18 protein-coding genes are annotated in these 19,610 nt (G+C 42.7%); 14 read left to right on the top strand and 4 right to left on the bottom strand.

Translation table 11 applies throughout. The features are described 5' to 3' along the window. Positions 1 to 101: 101 nt before the first annotated feature. Positions 102 to 668, bottom strand: a complete 567-nt coding sequence (locus WA1_RS12905) for a type IV pilin-like G/H family protein (RefSeq protein ID WP_017745158.1) — start codon at positions 666 to 668, stop codon at positions 102 to 104. A gap of 320 nt (positions 669 to 988) precedes the next feature. Between WA1_RS12905 and trxB the strand changes: the two genes are divergently transcribed. The 13 genes from trxB to WA1_RS12970 all read left to right on the top strand — a co-directional run bounded on the left by trxB (position 989) and on the right by WA1_RS12970 (position 12,367). Continuing rightward, positions 989 to 2,359, top strand: coding sequence for a thioredoxin-disulfide reductase (gene trxB, locus WA1_RS12910; protein WP_026134852.1), 1,371 nt, complete (start codon positions 989 to 991; stop codon positions 2,357 to 2,359). A gap of 247 nt (positions 2,360 to 2,606) precedes the next feature. Next, complete coding sequence (locus tag WA1_RS12915) at positions 2,607 to 5,117, top strand: tetratricopeptide repeat protein (protein ID WP_017745161.1); 2,511 nt, start codon at positions 2,607 to 2,609, stop codon at positions 5,115 to 5,117. 91 nt (positions 5,118 to 5,208) lie between these two features. After that, positions 5,209 to 5,505 (top strand): J domain-containing protein, encoded by a 297-nt coding sequence (locus WA1_RS12920; RefSeq protein WP_017745162.1) that lies wholly within the window; start codon positions 5,209 to 5,211, stop codon positions 5,503 to 5,505. Between the two features lie 127 nt (positions 5,506 to 5,632). Continuing rightward, complete coding sequence (locus WA1_RS12925; protein WP_017745163.1) at positions 5,633 to 6,397, top strand: nucleotide exchange factor GrpE; 765 nt, start codon at positions 5,633 to 5,635, stop codon at positions 6,395 to 6,397. 119 nt (positions 6,398 to 6,516) lie between these two features. After that, a complete protein-coding gene (locus tag WA1_RS12930; RefSeq protein WP_017745164.1) occupies positions 6,517 to 6,795 on the top strand; it encodes a BrnT family toxin in 279 nt (92 codons plus the stop codon). Beyond that, a complete protein-coding gene (locus WA1_RS12935; RefSeq protein WP_026134853.1) occupies positions 6,758 to 7,036 on the top strand; it encodes a BrnA antitoxin family protein in 279 nt (92 codons plus the stop codon). The genes WA1_RS12930 and WA1_RS12935 overlap by 38 nt, the downstream gene beginning before the upstream one ends. Beyond that, a complete protein-coding gene (locus WA1_RS12940; RefSeq protein WP_017745166.1) occupies positions 7,033 to 8,796 on the top strand; it encodes an Hsp70 family protein in 1,764 nt (587 codons plus the stop codon). Before WA1_RS12935 ends, WA1_RS12940 begins: the two co-directional genes overlap by 4 nt. 5 nt (positions 8,797 to 8,801) lie before the next feature. Beyond that, positions 8,802 to 9,206 carry a tetratricopeptide repeat protein gene (locus WA1_RS12945; RefSeq protein WP_017745167.1) on the top strand — a complete coding sequence of 135 codons (405 nt, stop codon included), beginning with the start codon at positions 8,802 to 8,804 and terminating at the stop codon, positions 9,204 to 9,206. Positions 9,207 to 9,338: 132 nt separating this feature from the next. Continuing rightward, on the top strand, positions 9,339 to 10,229 hold the full coding sequence (locus WA1_RS12950) for an ABC transporter permease (RefSeq protein WP_017745168.1): 891 nt from the start codon (positions 9,339 to 9,341) through the stop codon (positions 10,227 to 10,229). A 160-nt stretch (positions 10,230 to 10,389) separates the two neighbouring features. Beyond that, positions 10,390 to 10,683 (top strand): nucleotidyltransferase family protein, encoded by a 294-nt coding sequence (locus tag WA1_RS12955; protein ID WP_017745169.1) that lies wholly within the window; start codon positions 10,390 to 10,392, stop codon positions 10,681 to 10,683. A gap of 6 nt (positions 10,684 to 10,689) precedes the next feature. Next, positions 10,690 to 11,031: a HepT-like ribonuclease domain-containing protein gene (locus tag WA1_RS12960; protein ID WP_017745170.1), complete on the top strand. Its 342-nt coding sequence runs from the start codon at positions 10,690 to 10,692 to the stop codon at positions 11,029 to 11,031. Between the two features lie 175 nt (positions 11,032 to 11,206). Further along, complete coding sequence (locus tag WA1_RS12965; RefSeq protein WP_017745171.1) at positions 11,207 to 11,410, top strand: hypothetical protein; 204 nt, start codon at positions 11,207 to 11,209, stop codon at positions 11,408 to 11,410. 57 nt (positions 11,411 to 11,467) lie between these two features. After that, positions 11,468 to 12,367, top strand: coding sequence for an ROK family protein (locus WA1_RS12970; protein ID WP_017745172.1), 900 nt, complete (start codon positions 11,468 to 11,470; stop codon positions 12,365 to 12,367). A 61-nt stretch (positions 12,368 to 12,428) separates the two neighbouring features. Here WA1_RS12970 and WA1_RS12975 read toward each other — a convergent pair whose 3' ends face one another. Then, positions 12,429 to 12,860 carry a hypothetical protein gene (locus WA1_RS12975; RefSeq protein WP_017745173.1) on the bottom strand — a complete coding sequence of 144 codons (432 nt, stop codon included), beginning with the start codon at positions 12,858 to 12,860 and terminating at the stop codon, positions 12,429 to 12,431. Positions 12,861 to 12,942: 82 nt separating this feature from the next. Continuing rightward, positions 12,943 to 14,580, bottom strand: coding sequence for a CTP synthase (locus tag WA1_RS12980; protein WP_017745174.1), 1,638 nt, complete (start codon positions 14,578 to 14,580; stop codon positions 12,943 to 12,945). Between the two features lie 192 nt (positions 14,581 to 14,772). Between WA1_RS12980 and WA1_RS12985 the strand changes: the two genes are divergently transcribed. Then, positions 14,773 to 16,557 carry an N-acetylmuramoyl-L-alanine amidase gene (locus WA1_RS12985; RefSeq protein ID WP_026134854.1) on the top strand — a complete coding sequence of 595 codons (1,785 nt, stop codon included), beginning with the start codon at positions 14,773 to 14,775 and terminating at the stop codon, positions 16,555 to 16,557. Here the strand turns inward: WA1_RS12985 and WA1_RS12990 are convergent. Further along, the gene (locus WA1_RS12990; protein WP_017745176.1) at positions 16,547 to 19,360 is read right to left on the bottom strand and encodes a hybrid sensor histidine kinase/response regulator; all 2,814 of its coding nucleotides are present in this window, start codon (positions 19,358 to 19,360) and stop codon (positions 16,547 to 16,549) included. The two genes, WA1_RS12985 and WA1_RS12990, sit on opposite strands and share 11 nt — an antisense overlap. Positions 19,361 to 19,610: the final 250 nt, after the last annotated feature.

The raw sequence follows: 19,610 nt of genomic DNA on the forward strand, positions 1-19,610 counted from the left end.
TAACAATTAAATGGAGTGAGCAGCTTGCACTACTCACCCCAAGGACATATTTGCTCCAATATAAACCGCATCTCTTTTCAATGCGATTACCTATATACTAATTACTTCACTGTCTTCATAGCGCCAGTCGCATCGTTAGGACAAGAAGGGTTATTATTGCCATTAGTTATGTCAACACCATTAGCGATATCGGTTGTTGCTGGGTTAACGCTCTCACATAGTACTGCAAGAGTAATTGCTTCATTGACACCGTTAACTGATTGGTTTGAGGTATATACAACACCAATGTAAGACTTCAGCGCTTTTTTAACGGATCTAGCTTTGTTAGAGACATGGCTACCAGTGTTGGCTGCTGCAGCGATTTCGTATTTGTAGTTGTCAGTTTGTGTTCTGATACCAAGAGCTAGTTCGTTTAATTCTGTTGTAAAAGCATTGTTATTTTCCAAAAAGAAAGCCTGTTGTGCCCGGTTCATAGAACCAATATTTTGCTTTGCTTCTGACTGTCTAGCTTTACTAACTTGGCTTAAGAGAGAAGGTAAAGCAATAGCTGCTAGTACACCAATAATAATAACTACAACTAGTAGTTCAATTAGAGTAAAACCTTCATCTTTTTTATTGCGGCGGTTCAGGTGGTTGAGGAATTTAACTTGTAGTTCTGGCTTAAGCATGGGGGTCTCCTTAATGTCTTTCTTTCGCTTCAGAGGTTGGATTGCGGTGTTATAAAAAGAACTTACCCTTCCCATATCTGTTTCATATCACTTTTAGTAAAAAATCTTTTTTAGTGGAAAAAGAACAAGTCTTGGTAAGTTAATTACAGTGTTCCCAATTTTTTGAATTTCTAACACAAGAACAACGATCGCTCTTAAAAAAACTCTCTCCCACCTTGCAAGGCATCCCTGAAAAAAAATATTGACTTTCAGTTTTCCCACCACTACAGTCTGCTATGCTATACTAAGTCATAGTCGTTATGAGTTTATTTAAAACTATCATGACCAACCCGACAGTAGAAAACGTAGTCATTATCGGTTCTGGTCCAGCAGGTTACACGGCTGCTATCTACGCTGGACGAGCTAACCTCAAACCTGTGGTCTTTGAGGGTTTCCAAGCTGGGGGATTACCTGGAGGTCAGTTGATGACAACAACTGAAGTTGAAAACTTTCCTGGTTTCCCCGAAGGAATTACCGGACCCGAACTGATGGATCGAATGAAAGCTCAAGCAGAACGCTGGGGTGCTGAACTATATACAGAAGATGTTATTGAAGTTGATTTCAGCCACCGTCCTTTTACAGTCCGCTCTGAAGAACGAGAATTTAAAACCCACAGTATTATTATCGCCACTGGCGCAACTGCAAAACGTCTGGGGCTACCCCTTGAGCACGAGTTTTGGAGCCGGGGTATTTCTGCTTGTGCGATCTGCGACGGTGCTACACCCATTTTCCACGGTGCAGAATTGGCTGTGGTTGGTGGCGGTGACTCGGCTGCAGAAGAAGCAATTTACCTCACCAAGTATGGCTCTAAAGTCAATTTGCTGGTACGTTCTGACAAGATGCGAGCTTCTAAAGCCATGCAAGACCGCGTTTTAAGTAACTCCAAAATTGTCGTTCACTGGAACACGGAACCCGTAGATATTTTCGGTAACGAGAATCACATGGAAGGTGTCAAAATCCGTAACACCAAAACAGGTGGCGAAAGCAAACTGCACGTCAAGGGGTTATTCTACGCCATCGGTCACAAGCCCAATACCTCCTTATTTCAAGGACAACTGGAACTGGATGAAGTAGGTTACATTCTCACCAAACCCAATTCTCCAGAAACCAGTGTAGAAGCTGTTTTTGCGGCTGGTGACGTACAAGACCACGAGTACCGTCAAGCAATTACTGCTGCAGGTAGTGGTTGTACAGCAGCAATGTTGGCAGAACGCTGGTTGTCTTCTAACGGATTGATTCAGGAATTCCATCAAAAACCGGAAACTCCAAATAACGAACTAGAACATCCCGCTAAGAAAACAGAAGAGCAGCAAGAAAGCGAATTTAATATTGAGACAACTCGCCATCAAGGAGGTTATGCCTTACGCAAACTCTTCCATGATAGCGATCGCCTTCTAATTGTCAAATATGTTGCTCCAGGCTGCGGTCCTTGTCACACCCTCAAGCCAATCCTCAACAAAGTTGTAGATGAATTTGATAGCAAAATTCACTTTGTCGAAATCGATATTGATAAAGACAGAGACATAGCCGAAAATGCAGGTGTCACGGGAACCCCTACAATTCAGTTCTTCAAGAATAAGGAGTTATTGAAAGAACTCAAAGGAGTCAAGCAAAAAAGTGAGTATCGCCAATTAATTGCTAGCAATTTGTAGTGCTGTGGCTTCCCCATCATCTGACTTTTGTTCTGTTCTTGTTTTTATATAGCAAAAGACGATCCCCCCAAGCCCGCCTTAAAAAGAAATCCTCAAAGTCCCCCTTTTTAAGGGGGATTTAGGGAAAACGTTACAGAGGCTTGTAAAATTCATGCGATAGCCATACTAATATTGAAATTAACAGAGTAGTTAAAGCCACCCTTTCCTATAAGGGGGAAAAACTGAAAACAATCAGGAAGAAAGTCCAGTGGCTAAACATCAGTCCAAACAGCGCTCCCAAAAACACGTCTCTAGCACAGGGACAGAGCCTACTGAAAACTCCTTTGGGATGCAACTCCAAGAATTGCTGAATCAGAAAAAATATCGGCAGGCATTGGAAGAAATCAAAAAAATTCAGCGATCGCACCCTGAAATTGAATTTACCCCCAAAGAATCAGAGATTTGGTTTCTGCGGGGTCAGCAGGAATTTCAAAAGCAAGATTTTAAACAAGCAGAAAAATCCTTTGGACGCGCTCTAGAATTGGGTCTGGTGGGAGATGTGTACTACTGGCAAGCTAAATGTCTGTTGGAATTGAATCGATTGGACGCATCTCTCAATTTACTCCGCGATGCTTTTGAAGCAGGCAACCTCATCAAAGACTACAGCATTTGTTATCTCAAGCTCTTATTGCTTAAAGGAGATACTGCCACAGTTGAACAGTTAATCAACCAACAATCCAAACGGTTTAGTGCTGCCCAACTCCACTGGATACGAGGGGTGCTGGCTCTCAAGCAAGGACAACCAGAAGCCGCTTTGACATCCTTTCAAAAAATTAAGCGCCCCATCACACCTGGAGATTTACCAAATGCTTGGATTATTTACAGCCAGCAAATGAGTGGTAATTGGAATGCTGCTGCTAATCTGTTGGGGTTGGAGTCATCTAAATACATCTTCGACAGACCAAAGTATTTAGAAAATCCAATTTTAGAGCGATTGGCAACTGCCCAACAGGCAAAGACAGGAGAACTACCCCTAGAACCCCGGAATCTGGAACGAGAAGATCCACTTATCCAAGACGCACGATCGGCGTTGACGATTGTACAGCTAATTAATAAAGGTAATCATCATGATGCTGCCCATGCATTGCTACAAAGAGAACGGCGTTCAAATCGCTTCCCGGAAATAGAGAGTCTGCGAACACCTCTGTTAACCCTAGCAGGTCAACAGGCACTTACCCAAGGACAAACAGAATGTGCAGAACTATTTTGGCAGCCTTTGTTAACAGAAACACCCTTCAACCCCCAGTTGGCAGTCAACCTGTTACAAGTTTTGGATGCTAATGATTCTGACAAAAAACGCCAAAGTGTTTTAACTCAATTTTTGCGGTGGTTGGAGCGGGAAGCGAAACAAAAACCACAAGAATGGCCGGATACACGCTTAAAACCAACTTTAGCTCATCTACACTGTTGGATGGCAGATGCTTACATGGTAACAGATCGCGGACGCGCTGCTTTAGGAGCTTTGCAACAAGCAGAACGCATCTGTCCCACATCGCCAGAATTATTGGGGCGCAAGGGACTCATTGCGGCTATCGAGGAAAATTATACTGAAGCGATCTCACTGATTACCCAAGCTATTGAAGGCGGGTGTCGATATGAAGAAACTTACAATGCCTTACTGACTTGTTGGGAAGAACTAGGAGACAAACAAGCACTGAATGAAGCCCGTCGCCGTTTTGGTAAGTACTTTGGCGACATAAGTGTTGAAACTGAAGTAGAAGTATTACCTTGGGTAGATGCTCTATCTACGTTAAGTTATTCCTTATTTAGTCGTTTAGTGCAGGGAGAAGACAAAAAAGACCCAGCTATACGTGCTTGTCAGATATTCGTCAATGCAGTACAAAGTCAGCCCAATTCCGGTGGTCGAGTTTCGTTGCACCAAAAAGCAGCAGTCGAAGCATGGGATAGTCTGCTGCAAAAATTATCTGGAAACGAGCAAATTCCCGTATTGCAGGCGATCGCTCTTTCTACCCACCTCTTCGCCAAACGGGAAAAAGGCATTGCCGCTGTAATAAATCAGTATCTACAAAAATTGTTCAACCTATCAACAGAACACCCAGAAGCCAGAATTGCCCATTTAGTTGTCTTAGCTGTCAAAGAAAATAGTCCCCAAAAACTAGAGCTTCCCGTGCGTGCTTACCTGGACACCACGCCCCAACCAGGTAATACTTTAGCAAACATTCAACTTCAAGCACGTCGTTTTGGCTGCATTACCACACTAGTTCCAGCCTTAGAAGAAGCACTCCGTCGAGAACCTCAAAACCCATTGCTGCTATTAGCTAGAGCTACTACCTACCCCGTCGAGCATCCAAAATACGAACAATTCAAGCAAGAGGGATTTGAATTAGCCCGTCGCCTACAAGATGCCAAAGCTTTACAAGCATTTCGGGAAGAACAGGCGTTTCTCTCCGCTCAAGAAACGGCTAGCATCATGCCAGATCCAGAGGAATTTGACAATCTAGATATGTCAAAAATGGACGATCTCTTAGAAAAGATGCTTCACAAAATGTTTGGCAACAAAGTTCCTAAAGCCGAGTTTGAACGGATGCTTCCAGAACTCAAGCAACAGATATTAAACACTATGCCCGATTTCTCAGATGATGATGAGGAGGAGGAAGATGATGATGATGAACTAGATTTAGACTTTTTATTTAGAGACTTCCCATCTTCATCTACGAAACGAAAGAAGAGAAAAAAAGGTTTTCAGGAATTGTTGTGAAGGGCATTGGGCATTGAGTAATTAGTTATCTCCCCTGCTCCCCTGCTCCCCTTCTTCCCATTCCCCATTCCCCATTCCCCATTTCCCATTTATGACATCCCACTACGAAAAATTAGGAATTTCTCCAGGAGCTACTCCCGCCCAAATTAAAGCAGCGTATCATGCCAAGCTGCGGGAATTTCCTGCTCATACTTATCCAGAAGAATTTAAGGCAATTCGAGAAGCTTACGAAGCACTTCGCAAAGGAGCAACAACTCAACATGAGGATTTCTTAAAAATGCGTCCCCTAGAAGCAGAACTGAACCCAGAGATATTAAAACAGGTGCAAGAAAAAGCGATCGCTCAACTAGAAGTTAATCTAGATGATTTAATTCGTGCTACATTCTAAACTAGAATTGTTAGTTTAGTTATCAAGTATGTAAACTGGAACTATGACAAATAACAAATAACAAATAACAAATAACAAATAACAAATAACAAATAACAAATAACAAATAACAAATAACAAATAACAAATGAATAATGACAAAGAAATTTTATTTGCCAAATTTTTAGATTATTTACACTCAGAACAATCATCCCCTGAGTATTTGGGTGAACCACCAGAATCTGCTAATTCTTTCGATCCCTATCAAATGGTGGCAGAATGGACTGCCCTCCGCCATGAACTCAAGCAACAGGGTAAATTATTGCATTCTACTCAAGATGCTCTGGTGCAAGCATTGGAAGTCACTCGTGGAGAGCGAGAACAGCAGCAAATACGTCAGGAAGAAACCCAAAAACAGGCATTGGGACAATTTGAGCAACAGCAAGAGAAACTATTGAAAGATTTGCTTGGTATCCTGGATGCTTTAGATCGGGCTTGTATTTACTGGCAAGAAGAGTTAGAAGTGGCAGATAATACCTCTAATCAAGACTCTACGGTACAAAAAAGCTTTTGGGAAAAGCTAAAAGATTGGTTTTCTGGCAAAGAGTCTCAATCTACGGCGACCCCAAAATCACCAACATCAGAAACCTTAAGTGAAATTTTAACCAGTCATCAACAGGGTGTGGAGTTAATTAGGCGATCACTTTTAGAAATATTACGACAAAGACGTGTTGTTCCCATTGTCGCCCAGGACAAACCATTTGACTCCCAGACAATGTATGCTGTAGGACGTGAATTAAAAACAGATGTTAGAGAAAATACTGTAATCAAGGAAGTAGTACGGGGTTATTTATGGGGCGATCGCGTGCTTAGGGAAGCACAGGTGATTGTAGCAACAAGAGTTGACTCCTAGTACACAATTAACCAAACAAAATCGGACATTATTTGACATCTTGCGAGTGATAAAATATTTGTGTAGTTTTGACATATACAGGATAATAGGAACAGTCCAATTAGCGTGTTCAACCTTTCATGCAGTTTGAGTGGGATGCGGCAAAGAATTTAGAGAATATTCGTAAGCATGAGATTGATTTTGCCGATATTCCTGAAATGTTTGAAGGTCCAATGCTAATTGAGCTAGACGATCGTTTTGATTACGGCGAAGACCGTTGGTTCGGTATCGGTTTCCTCGGTAACGGCGTAGCGGTTGTGGTTTGGACAGAACGACAAGATGACGTAATTCGGATCATTTCAGCACGAAGGGCAAATCGATATGAGCGGCAAAGACTTGAGCAATACCTCTCGTACTAATTGGGCAGCACTGGAGATCGTGGACGATGAAGGGATTGATTATTCTGATATTCCACCGTTGACGGAGGAGTTTTTTGAGAAGGCAATTTTAAGAATTCCTACGCCTCAAGCGCAGCAGTTAGTAAGAATTGAGCCAGATGTATTGAAGTGGTTTCAGTCCCAAGGCGGAGAATATAGAGTTTTAATCAACTCAGTCTTGCGTCGTTACGTTGAAAGTCATGGCGAACAGTCAGCAATATGAAAGCAGTTGGTATTGACTTAGGCACAACAAATTCCGAAGTGGCGATTGTCGAAAACGGACAAGTGCGGGTATTGCCAGGTGAAGATGGCGACTTAATTTTACCTTCCTGTGTAGGATTTAGCGATACGGGAAAACTACTCGTAGGACGCGAAGCACTCCGTCAGTACGCAGCAGCACCCGAACGCACCGTGAAGTCAATCAAGCGGTGGATGGGAACTGACCACAAAACCACGTTAGGAGATAAAGAATATTTACCTCATGAAATTTCTGCTATTATTCTCCGCGCCCTGAAACAACGGGCTGAGAATGCTTTGGGAGAAACAATTACCCAAGCAGTGGTTACGGTTCCAGCCTACTTTACGGACGCTCAACGACAAGCAACTAAAACCGCTGGCGAGATAGCTGGTTTGGAGGTACTGCAAATTATCAACGAACCAACGGCGGCGGCTTTAGCTTATGATTTGCGCTCCGAAGAGACAGAACGGGTTGTCGTTTATGACTTAGGAGGTGGTACTTTTGACGTGTCAGTAGTTGAAATTACAGGCGAAGTCACAGAAGTCCTAGCCAGTCATGGTAATAACCGCTTGGGTGGAGATGATTTTGACAGGCTTTTGCAACTTCATCTAGCAGATTTATTCCGCAAACAGCATGGCGTGGATGTGCCAGATGATGCAGCCACCCAGGCGCGTCTTTTGCGAGCAGCAGAGCAGGTAAAAATTGACTTGAGTTCCCATGCTTTTGCCACAGTTCGGGAAGCTTTTTTGGCTAGTAAAGGCAAAACTCCACTACATTTGGAGACAGAAGTAGCGCGAACAGATTTTGAAAAATTGATTCGCCCGCTCTTAGAAGAAACCTTAGAGGCTATTGACCGCGCCCTCACAGATGCGAAATTAGAACCAGAAGAGATTGATCGCATTATTTTAGTTGGTGGTTCTACACGCATTCCTCTAGTGCAACAAATGATCCAAGAGGATTTGGGACAAACTCCTACAGATGGTATTCAACCAGACCTTTGTGTAGCGTTAGGAGCCGCTTTGCAAGCTGGGGTACTGATAGGGGAAGCTGTGGATGCTATTCTTGTAGATGTTATTCCCCATTCTCTGGGCATTGCTACGGCTGTTCCTACACCAATGGGTATTATGCCAGGGTATTTTAGTGTCATTATTCCTCGCAACAGCGTTGTTCCCGTTTCTCGCTCTCAAGTTTATTCCACTGTGTTTGATGAACAAGAAGTAGTAGAAATTGAAGTTTTTCAGGGTGAAAATGCGATCGCCGAGGAAAATGTTCCTCTAGGTTCCTTTAGAGTCGAGAACTTACCACCACAACCAGCAGGAAGCATTCAAATCGAAGTTCACTTTGACTTCGATCTCAACGGTATTCTCACTGTTACCACCACCGAGAAAGGTAAGGGTCAACAAGGGACACTGGTAGTAAATAATGCAGGTATAGAAAAACTTTCTAGCCATGAACTCAAGCAAGCAAGGACAGATTTAGAGGCATTATTTAAAAATGATGAAACAATTGAAATCTCCTCAGAAGATATCAGCGATGCAGTAGAAATCGCACCAGAATTAGCAGGACTTTTAGACCGCGCTCAACAAGCACTTCTTACCGTAGACGCAGAACAAGCAGAGGAATTACAAGATTTATTAGACCAGATTAAAACCGCGATCGCTGACAATAGTGCAGAATTACCCCAGTTACAAGAAGAACTAGAAGATTTTCTTTACTACGCCAGTACCAATGAGTCTCAAGAGTGAGAAATATGAAATGTCCTGTCTGTGGTGCAGTTTATCGTCCTATAAAGGGAGGCGGAGAATCTCCCTTACTCAGCACTGCTTCTTCCTCCCCAAGTTGCAGGCGCTGCAAAGCAGATTTGTCTGACTTGTTCCGTTTGCACGACCAAGCCATCTGGTATCACAAACAAGCACTACATTTATTGACACAAGGGCGTTATCCAGAAGCTGTAGCGCACAACAATCAAGCTCTAGCTTTGTATTACAGCAATGCAGACTTCCATGCATTGGCTGGTAAATTATCAGCATTGCAAGGAGAATTTCGAGAAGCGATCTCATCTTGGCAACAAGCACTCAAGTTTGACCCACAAAATGTCATTGCTTGTAATTGCCTGCACACGATCGAGCTAATGGCAAAAAATTATTATACGTAAAAATATCGACAGAGGAACGTGCAAATGAGATCTATGTCAAATTAATTTGTGTGTTGGCACCATTGCAGAAAGCTACCCGATATGTAAAATGATCCCTTGTATTCAGAAGTTATTAACCCCAAATTTATATAAATGACCGTTACAAAAACTCCTAAACCACAATTTTTTCGCTTTGCTAAAAAACCTACCCTGTCCCAGCAACTCATGTGGATCGGGCTAGTCATTACTCTATTTTTCATCTTTATTGCCATCTTTACCCCTATATTTCAAAACTTGGGATGGATTCAAGGTCCCACGTCTACCAAGAACAACCTCGTTCAGCAGCCACCCTCGCTCCAACATTGGTTTGGCACAAGCCGTCAAGCTTATGATGTGTTTTCCCGAACTCTGTTTGGTGCTCAAGCGGCTTTACAAGTTGTGGTGCTAGCGACAGCGTTAAGCATGGTCATTGGTGTTCCTTTGGGGATGGTCAGTGGTTACGCCGGTGGTAAATTAGATAAAGCTTTGCTATTTATTATGGATAGTATCTACACTTTACCAGGGCTGCTGCTTTCAGTTACCCTGGCGTTTGTTGTAGGAACTGGAATAGTCAATGCGGCGATCGCTATCAGTATTGCTTACATCCCTCAATATTACCGTGTTGTCCGCAATCACACTGTCAGTGTAAAAACAGAGGTATTCATTGAAGCAGCACAAGCCATGGGTGCTAATACATGGCAAGTTCTTTCCCGGTATCTATTTTTCAACGTTATTCAAAGCGTACCCGTTCTCTTTACCCTGAATGCTGCTGACGCCATTTTAACTTTAGGAGGCTTGGGCTTTTTAGGGTTAGGGCTACCTCCTGGAGCACCAGAATGGGGACAAGATTTAAAAAGAGCATTGGACGCACTACCCACAGGTATTTGGTGGACTGCTCTTTTCCCTGGGTTGGCTATGACATTAATGGTTGTAGGGCTATCGCTGCTAGGAGAAGGTTTAAACGACTTTGTCAATCCCCGTTTGCGGAAACAAATTCGGCAATAGAGTCGATTTTTGTTAAGCTAGCTTGAAAAAGGGAGTGGGGAGTGGGGAGTGGGGAGTAGAGGAACAAGGGTTTTCATGATTGGCTGTGAGATTTTCCTGTGAATGACTATCCTGAAATTAATATTTTGTAGAATTTTGATATTCGGAGAAAAACTTGGAAATGAAGACGCTAGCAGAAATCGAGCAAATTCTGAGACAGAGCAAGCCTATCTTGCGCGAGAACTACCAGATTACACAGCTTGGTATCTTTGGTTCTTACGTTCGTGGTGAACAAACTGAGAATAGTGATGTTGATGTACTTATCGACTATGAGTATGCGCCTACATTGTTTAAACTGGTTGAAGTCCGCGATTATCTCAGCAACTTGATAGGTATGAAGGTAGATATAGTCACAAAAAATGGTTTGAAGCCCAGAATTCGAGAGCACGTATTATCGGAAGTCGTTTACGTGTGATGCAGCATGACGGGACGCTCAATCTCAGAATTTCTCCAAGATATACTGGATGCCATTACGGACATTGAAACATTCACCGATGGAATTGATTTTGAGACATTTCAGGCAAATCGGGAGAAACTTCTAGCCGTTGTCAAGTTAATTGAAATCTTAGGAGAGGCAGTCAAGCAAATTCCTGATAGTGTTCGTAGTCAATATTCTCAAATTCCTTGGAAAGCGGTTGCTGGTATGCGAGACGTGCTGGTACATGAGTATTGGGGAATGGATGTGAATGTAGTTTGGGCAACAGTCCAAGAAGGATTACCACCCTTAAAAGCGGTAATTGTCGAAATCAAGACAAATCTGTGAAACTCTCTATACATTCACCACTCACCAAGTTTGTCAATACCAATTTGAAAAAAGTATATGGCAGGCAGTTGGATGAAATTGAGTCCAGTCAAGGCTTTCTCAATCCAAAATCCCAAATCTAAAATCCAAAATGGTATAACCTAATTATTTGTTCTATTATTACTTAGAGTTTTGTATGAAAGATAACTTATCTTTAATGGCAGCTGCTACTGGTGGTTTTATGCTTTCTGTTGCCCTGTCTGGAATCCTACATGGCAGTCCGGTATTGTCATCGCAAAGGCAACCCAGTTTTTATTCTCTGACTGTAACCACCTTTCGCCCCGCAACTCGTGAGAAAAACGAGGATGTAGAATTTTTTAACGATGGTGGGAATGGGTGATAAAAGGTTGCCTTCTGCCAATATGCTCGGAAACTGCTTTGTACAAGGATTGATAAAGTGGAAAATTCTCAAGTAATTGGTATTGACTTGGGGGGAACGGCAATTAAACTGGGGCGTTTCGCTAGTGATGGTTCTTGTTTGCGATCGCTCACTATAGCAACGCCTCAACCTGCAACACCACTGCTAGTTGTAAAAGCTATAGTAGATGCGATCGCTCAAGTCGATCCAGAACAACAAGCAAGTGCCATAGGAATTGGCACTCCGGGACCATCAGATGCTGCTGGACGCATTGCTAAAATAGCTATCAACTTACCAGAGTGGCGCGATGTTCCTTTAGCTGATTGGTTGGAAGCAAAAACAGGCAAGCCAACTGTTGTGGAAAACGATGCGAATTGTGCTGGTTTGGGCGAAGCTTGGCTGGGCGCGGGGCGTCGGTTTAAAAATTTTATTCTGCTAACACTAGGCACTGGGGTAGGTGGAGCAATTATCCTGGATGGTAAACTGTTTGTTGGGCATTACGGAGCAGCAGGTGAACTCGGATTAATTACCCTTATCCCAGATGGTCCAATATGTAACAGTGGAAATCAAGGATCTTTAGAGCAGTATGTTTCGGTAACTGCCATTCGCCGCCGCACGGGAAAGGAACCAGCAGAATTAAGTACTTTAGCAAAAGCCGGAGATATCAATGCATTGACATTTTGGCAAGAATATGGTAGAGAACTCGCGACAGGACTGGCAACCCTAATTTACGTGCTGACACCAGAAGCGGTTGTGATTGGTGGTGGAGTCAGCGCGTGTGCCGAATTTTTCCTACCATCAGTGTATGCGGAAATTGAGCGACGAGTAGTCCCTGCTTCACGCGTTGGGCTGCATATATTGCCAGCAGAATTGGGTAATGCAGCTGGAATGGTAGGTGCAGCGAAGTTGGCGTTTTTGAGATTAGGAGCTAGAGATTAGGCATTAGTATTTTTGACCAACAACTAACCCTACTCCCCACTCCCCACTCCCTACTCCCTACCTAACCCTTTACTTCCCACAAATAACCCGTTGTCTTTTGAATATATTCCACCACAATCTCATAAGACTCTGGGTTACTGACAGGGTGGATGATAATAGGAATAGTACTATCAGGCAACCAAAAAGTTATCCTACCGTTTGGTTCTTTACAAAAAGAACTGATTTCGTCAAGGTTAACTATATACTCATTTCGTTCATAAACGATTTTTACCCAATAACCTCTGTTGAATCCCACTCCCGTTACGTATTCTATAAAGTTCAGAATTTTTTGATAATCTTCTAAGTTATTTTGAGGGTTGACAATAATTGGAATGGCGCAATCGGGTAACCAGAAAGTAATTCTACCGTTACGTTCATGGCAAAAAGCAGTCACACGCTCAAAATTGACTACGTATTCATTTCTTTCATAGTAAATTTTTACCCAGTACGCCACAAAAGTTCCTCATTCAAAAATTGTTAGTTGTTAGTTGTTAGTGGTTAGTTGTTGGTAGCTACTAACCACTAACCACTAACCACTAACCACTAACCACTGCTTGCTGTGTCTCAAAAGAGGGGTTGGAACGCACAACGGCAGCTTGAATAAAACCTTTGAACAAAGGATGAGGTGCGCTAGGACTCGATTGAAACTCAGGATGAAATTGGCAAGCAATAAAGAAGGGGTGTTTGGGCAATTCAATAATTTCTACAAGACGCCCATCGGGAGAAGTTCCACTGATGACATAGCCTGTGTCTATAAACAAATTGCGGTAAGTATTGTTGAACTCATAGCGATGTCTGTGACGTTCGTAAATGACTTCTTCTTCATAAAGCTTGTAAGCTAGGGAATTTGGCAGTATGCGACAGGGATACAAACCCAAGCGCATTGTTCCGCCCAAATCAATGACATCTTGCTGCTCTGGTAACAAGTTGATGACTGGGTGATCGGTATGGGGATCGAATTCAGCACTGTTGGCATCTTTTAATCCCGCAACATCTCTTGCCCATTCAATCACAGAACACTGCATTCCCAAGCACAAACCCAGGAAGGGAATTTGGGACTGACGGGCATATTTTATTGCTGTCATCTTGCCATCCACTCCTCGGACGCCGAAACCACCAGGTACAACTATGCCATCTACACCTTCCAAATAGTTTTCATATCCCTCGGTTTCCAATTTTTCTGAGTTCACCCAACGTAGGTGCAGTTCGCTACTAATCGCTATTGCTGCATGGCGCAGTGCTTCTACTACAGAAAGATAGGCATCGCTTAACTGTACGTACTTACCTACGATCGCAATTTCTATTTGATGTGTGGGGCTGTGCATCTTCTGCACTAACGTCTGCCACTGTATCAAATTCGGTGTCCGTTGCTCCATATTCAGCAATTCTAGAGTTTGCTGCGCCAATCCTTCTTTTTCTAGAATGAGCGGGACTTCATAAATACTTTTGGCATCTTGAGACGTAATCACGCATTCCACCGGAACATCACAAAACTCAGACAATTTGTGTTTTAATGATGTAGGTACTGGGCGATCGCACCGACAAATTAAGATGTCGGGTTGAATCCCAATAGATCTAAGTTCTTTTACTGAGTGCTGCGTGGGTTTGGTTTTCATTTCACCTGCTGAAGCAATCCACGGCATCAGTGTCACGTGCATATACAGTACGTTATGCCGTCCTACATCTTTTCGGAATTGGCGAATTGCTTCTAAAAAGGGCAATGATTCTATATCTCCTACCGTACCTCCTATTTCTGTAATAACTACGTCGGGGTTGGTATCTTTAGCAACTCTCACAATCCGCTCTTTAATTTCATTAGTAATGTGAGGAATAACCTGTACCGTGCCGCCATTATAATCACCGCGACGCTCTTTGTTAATCACAGCTTGGTAAATTGACCCCGTAGTCACGCTGTTCAGCCGCGACATGGAAGTATCGGTGAAACGTTCATAATGTCCTAAATCCAGATCTGTTTCTGCCCCATCTTGAGTCACAAATACCTCACCGTGTTGGAAGGGACTCATTGTACCGGGATCGACATTAATATAGGGGTCGAGCTTGAGAATTGACACAGAGTAATCACGAGATTTGAGTAACCGTCCCAGACTTGCTGCTACAATTCCTTTACCAATACTAGAAACAACCCCGCCAGTAACAAATACAAACTTAGTCATAAGATTTCAAATGCCTTGCGACTCTCAAAAATATATCCAGTCATTGTGACATAGTGAGTGGGGAGTAGGGAGTGGGGAGTGGGGATTTGGATTGGGAATTACCACCAACCACCAACAACTAACAACTAACCCCTACTCCCTACTCCCCACTCCCTACTCCCTAACTTTTGTAAACTATTATTCTATCTTGACGTGAAATCATTACTAGGATTAGTCATAATAAGTTCTATAGTTACCTCAAACATAGTTTTGGCTCAAGAGCAATCCCTGAAGATTGTTTATCCTCCAGCTACGCACCAGACGAGCGCCAGCAAAGTATTTTTCATTGGTACAGCACCATCCAATGGACAAGTTTTGTTCAATGGTAAGCCGATCGCTCGCAGCAAAGCTGGTCATTTTGCCCCCAGTTTTCCCTTAAAATTAGGAGAAAATACTTTTAATATCCGCTATCAAGAACAAGAAGTCCAAATTAGGGTAACAAGAGTTTCTTCTCAACCCGATATACCGCAGGGACTAACCTTTGCTCAAAATTCTCTAACTCCTGCGGTAGATATTGCAAAACTTCCAGGGGAACTCATCTGTTTTAGCGCAATAGCTGCCCCAGGTGCTAATGTTTCTGTAAAGTTGGGAAATCAAACAATTCCTCTCTTACCGCAGCAACAAGTGACGCAACTTCCACCTAACTCTGCTGCTTTAACCGGGCAAAATCAACCTTCTGTTCAAACTAACACGGGTAAGTATGCGGGTTGCACGACGGTGGCGGTGGCTGGCGATTTGGGACAACCTCAGTTTCAACTGACGTTGGATGGTAAAACGATCGCTCAACCAGGTTCTGGAAAAATCACCATTCTCTCACCTACACAATCGGAAGTTGTTGAGGTAACAGCAGACTCAGGGGTGGCTCGCACGGGACCTAGTACGGATTATTCTAGACTGACACCTCTACCAAAAGGCACTCAAGCAACAGTCACAGGTAAAGAAGGTGAGTGGTTGCGCTTGGATTATGGCGCTTGGATTAATAGTAAGGAAACTCGTGTTCTTACGGGGGCTGTTCCCCCACGTACAATTATTCGGAGTGTGGGCTATCGCACTCGTTCCGGTGTGACGGAAATGGTTTTTCCCCTGCAAGTACCAGTTCCTGTTAGCGTACAGCAGAGCGATCGCAATTTTACCCTCACTCTTCATCATACAACTGCCCAAACTGATATCATTCGTTTGGATGATGACCCTGCGATCTCTCGCTTGGATTGGCAACAACTACCGACTTCCCAACAGGGAGGACAAGGTGGAGTGCAATACTCTTTTCGCCTCAAATCAGATCGACAGTGGGGGTACAAGCTGAGGTACGAAGGAACAAGTCTTGTTTTGGCTTTACGTCATCCTCCTAATGGTAGAGATGTGAAAAAACAAAAATCGCTAACAGGGATTAAAATTTTGCTCGATCCGGGGCATGGAGGGAAAGAATCGGGTGCAGCTGGGCCCACTGGTTACTTAGAAAAAGATGTTAACTTGATTGTCTCTAAATTATTGCGCGATGAGTTGGTGAAGCTAGGGGCGACAGTGGTGATGACACGAGAGGACGATCGCGACGTTTCTTTAGCAGATCGAGTCGCTGCGATCGATAAAGAAGAGCCAACTGTTGCCTTCTCCGTACATTATAATTCTTTACCAGATGAAGGTGATGCTGAAAATACTAAGGGAGTGGGAACTTTTTGGTATCATCCCCAAGCTCACAACCTAGCAGTTTTTATGCATAACTATATAGTCAAAAAGTTAGGACGACCTTCTTATGGTGTGTTCTGGGATAACTTAGCACTCACACGTCCCGCAAGTGCGCCTTCCGTCTTGTTAGAGTTAGGTTTTATGAGTAATCCTAATGAATTTGAGTGGGTAACTGACTCGAAAGAGCAAAAGAAGTTAGCAAAAGCCGTCGCTGATGGAATTGTTGAGTGGTTTGCAAATGATGCTAAACGTTAAAAATCACACTATGTAAAGTTTTTAATAATTCCTGTGCTGTGTAGGGTTTGGGCAAAAATGTTGCTATGGTAGATTTTGTCTCAAAGGGGACTTGTTCGCTTGTTGCCAGTCCACTGACAGCAATAATACGTAGAAGTGGGTTCATTTTTTGTAATGCACAAATGGTAGTCGATCCATCCATGTTTGGCATCATCATATCGATAACGGCTGCACTAATTTTATTTTTATACTGAGCATAAACTGCTAATGCTTCTATACCATCACTAGCAGTAATGACTTGATAATTATTGTTTTCTAAAGTAACTTTGGTAATTTCTCTCACAGCCGCTTCGTCGTCTACAACCAAAATCCATTCTCCATATCCTGCGGGTATTTCTAAATCCTCTACCTCCTGTGTTTCTACCATTTGAACAGCTGCTGGTACATACATTTTAAATTTTGTCCCTTTACCTACACTACTTGATACAGTGATAAAACCACCATGACCTTTAACAATTCCTATCACCGTTGAAAGCCCAAGCCCTGTTCCTTTGCCAAACTCTTTTGTTGTGAAAAATGGTTCAAAAATTCTATCTAAGAGTTTGTTGGGAATTCCTACTCCTGTATCGGTGACTGTGAGAACAATATAAGAGCCTTCTTTAGCATCAAGATGCATCCTGGCAAAGTTTCCATCAATCAAAACATTCTTAGCAGAAATTGTTAAAGTCCCACCTTTTGGCATTGCATCTCGCGCATTCAGACACAAATTCATCAAGACTTGATGCAATTGGGTGCTATCACCTCGCACGGGGAATAAATCTGCCTCAACTTCTGTTTGAATCGTTATGAATTTGGGAAAGGTTTGCTCGACAATTTGCTTCATTTCTGAAATCAAATGCTTGATTTGGAGGACAGTGCGATCGCCTTCAATCCCCCGTGCAAAAGAAAGCACTTGTTTCACCAAATCACCACCACGTTTTGCATTATTTTCTACAATTGTCAATATTTGCCTGCTGCGTTCATCATGAGATTTTGCTTTCAGCATTTGTACTGACATTAAAATGGGAGAAAGGACATTATTGAGATCGTGAGCAATTCCACTCGCCAGGGTACCTATACTCTCCATGCGTTGAGCGCGTAAAAATTGCTTTTCCAGTTGTTTTTTCTGAGTAATGTCAGTGTCCACAACAAGAATAGATTTTGGTTGAGAATGCTCGTCTCTGACTAATGTCCAACGACTTTCAACTATAATTTCTTTACCAGATTTAGTAATTTTTTGTAATTCACCTTGCCAAGAACCATTCTCTAAAACGCTATCAAAAATTTCTAAATGTTGCAGGCAAGGTTCTCGATATAAAATTTCATTAGCATTCTTGCCAATCGCTTCTTTTGCTTCCCACCCGTAAATTTTCTCAGCACTTTTGTTCCAAAGCAAAAGAGTATTGTTTAAATCCCGCACAATAATGGCATCAGTTGCTATGTCAAGTAGTGCAGCTTGTTCGCGGATTTGCTGTTCTGCTAGCTTGCGAGAAGTAATATCTTCAAAAATATATAACCGTGCAAAATACTGGTCGTTTTCATCGCGAATGCGTCTGGAAAACCGCCGAATCACGCGACCATCCTTTAATAAAACTTCATCTTCGCAATCGCAAGTCTCGCTTGGTAAAGATTGGCAAGAAGTAAAAGGTGAGATGTCTGTAAATTGGGAGCAAACCTCTATCACATCTTGATGTTTAAGTCCACCGCATTCCATTTGCATTTTCAGGTGTTCAATGTTCCAAATTTCACAAAAGCGTTCGTTGAAATATAGAATTTCTCCATTGCGATGGTCTACAACATAAAATGCTAAAGGAGAAACGCCAGTCATTGAGCGCAAAAGTGCTTCTTTCCAGCGTAATGTTTCTTCTGCTTGCTTGCGTTCGGTGACATCCTCAAGAATATAAGCAAAACGCCGTGCTGTAGTAGAACTTTCCACGATTGTAGAGACTGTAGCCTTCAGCCATCTGCTATCTTCAAAAGTATGGTGAGGATATTCAAAGGTTACAGGTAATTGAGTACTTTCTGCCTGACGGTAGTAACCAAGCCAGTCGCGCACGGCTTTTTGTGACAAGCCCATATCATTGGCAAGGTGATTCCGCGTATCTCCTGGAGTTATGCCGAAGAATTTTGCTGTTGCGGCGTTATTGGAAATATGTAAAATGTCATCATTTACCAGTTCAACTACCCCCATCATCATCGGCGCACTATCAAAGAAACTGTGAAGGACAGATTCACTTTGCCGCAATGCTTGTTGTGCTTGCTTGTACTCTGTTTTAATAGTTGCTACTTCTGTTAAATTACGACGGAGTTCTAGTTGTCTCATGACCAAGCGAGCGATCGCTTTAAGTGACTCTACCTGTTCTGTCTTAAAATGAGGACGTGGTACATTATCAACTACGCATAAAGTTCCGATCGCTTCTCCTTCTGGTGTGATGAGAGGCACTCCCGCATAAAATCGAATGTAGGGAGCCGAGGTGACTACAGGGCTAGTAGAAAACCTTTCGTCAGCCCAAGTGTCGGGAATAATTAAGATATCAGATTGTGCAACACAGAAAGGACAAATACCTATATCTCTAGGCATTTCTTCCACATCTAGCCCGACTTTGGCTTTAAACCACTGACGGTTAGCGTCAATAAAATTGATGAGAGCAATTGGTGTAGCACACACTTGGGCAGCTAGGAATGCCAAATCATCAAATGCCTGTTCTGGTGAAGTGTCGAGAATCTGATACTGATGGAGAACTTTTAGTCTCGTTGCTTCATTTTTAGACAAAATAGAGTTCATTGATATTTTCCTAGTACTGCTGAATTCTGGCTAGAGAATACCCGTGACTTACAGTTATTGAGATCGCCCAGCAGGGATATTATTTAAAGTAATTGCTGAAAAGCACTGCCCATTAGAGAGAAAGACGAGGTTCTATAATTTTGTCACTTCAATTATACTAATACGTCTAAAGAAGGATGACGAGAATTTTCTTTAAATTACGTAAATTTTTTTAGACTAAATCACCTATGCGTGTTTGTGCTATATCTTT

It is taken from the genome of Scytonema hofmannii PCC 7110, assembly GCF_000346485.2.
Lineage (GTDB): Bacteria > Cyanobacteriota > Cyanobacteriia > Cyanobacteriales > Nostocaceae > Scytonema > Scytonema hofmannii.

Bases quoted from the DNA above. Each gene is read 5' to 3' on its own strand.
- WA1_RS12920 (WP_017745162.1), top strand. From the start codon at position 5,209: ATGACATCCCACTACGAAAAATTAGGAATTTCTCCAGGAGCTACTCCC.
- WA1_RS12905 (WP_017745158.1), bottom strand. From the start codon at position 668: ATGCTTAAGCCAGAACTACAAGTTAAATTCCTCAACCACCTGAACCGC.
- WA1_RS12945 (WP_017745167.1), top strand. From the start codon at position 8,802: ATGAAATGTCCTGTCTGTGGTGCAGTTTATCGTCCTATAAAGGGAGGC.
- WA1_RS12940 (WP_017745166.1), top strand. From the start codon at position 7,033: ATGAAAGCAGTTGGTATTGACTTAGGCACAACAAATTCCGAAGTGGCG.
- trxB (WP_026134852.1), top strand. From the start codon at position 989: ATGACCAACCCGACAGTAGAAAACGTAGTCATTATCGGTTCTGGTCCA.
- WA1_RS12925 (WP_017745163.1), top strand. From the start codon at position 5,633: ATGAATAATGACAAAGAAATTTTATTTGCCAAATTTTTAGATTATTTA.
- WA1_RS12960 (WP_017745170.1), top strand. From the start codon at position 10,690: ATGACGGGACGCTCAATCTCAGAATTTCTCCAAGATATACTGGATGCC.
- WA1_RS12930 (WP_017745164.1), top strand. From the start codon at position 6,517: ATGCAGTTTGAGTGGGATGCGGCAAAGAATTTAGAGAATATTCGTAAG.
- WA1_RS12965 (WP_017745171.1), top strand. From the start codon at position 11,207: ATGAAAGATAACTTATCTTTAATGGCAGCTGCTACTGGTGGTTTTATG.
- WA1_RS12935 (WP_026134853.1), top strand. From the start codon at position 6,758: ATGAGCGGCAAAGACTTGAGCAATACCTCTCGTACTAATTGGGCAGCA.
- WA1_RS12955 (WP_017745169.1), top strand. From the start codon at position 10,390: ATGAAGACGCTAGCAGAAATCGAGCAAATTCTGAGACAGAGCAAGCCT.
- WA1_RS12980 (WP_017745174.1), bottom strand. From the start codon at position 14,580: ATGACTAAGTTTGTATTTGTTACTGGCGGGGTTGTTTCTAGTATTGGT.
- WA1_RS12950 (WP_017745168.1), top strand. From the start codon at position 9,339: ATGACCGTTACAAAAACTCCTAAACCACAATTTTTTCGCTTTGCTAAA.
- WA1_RS12990 (WP_017745176.1), bottom strand. From the start codon at position 19,360: ATGAACTCTATTTTGTCTAAAAATGAAGCAACGAGACTAAAAGTTCTC.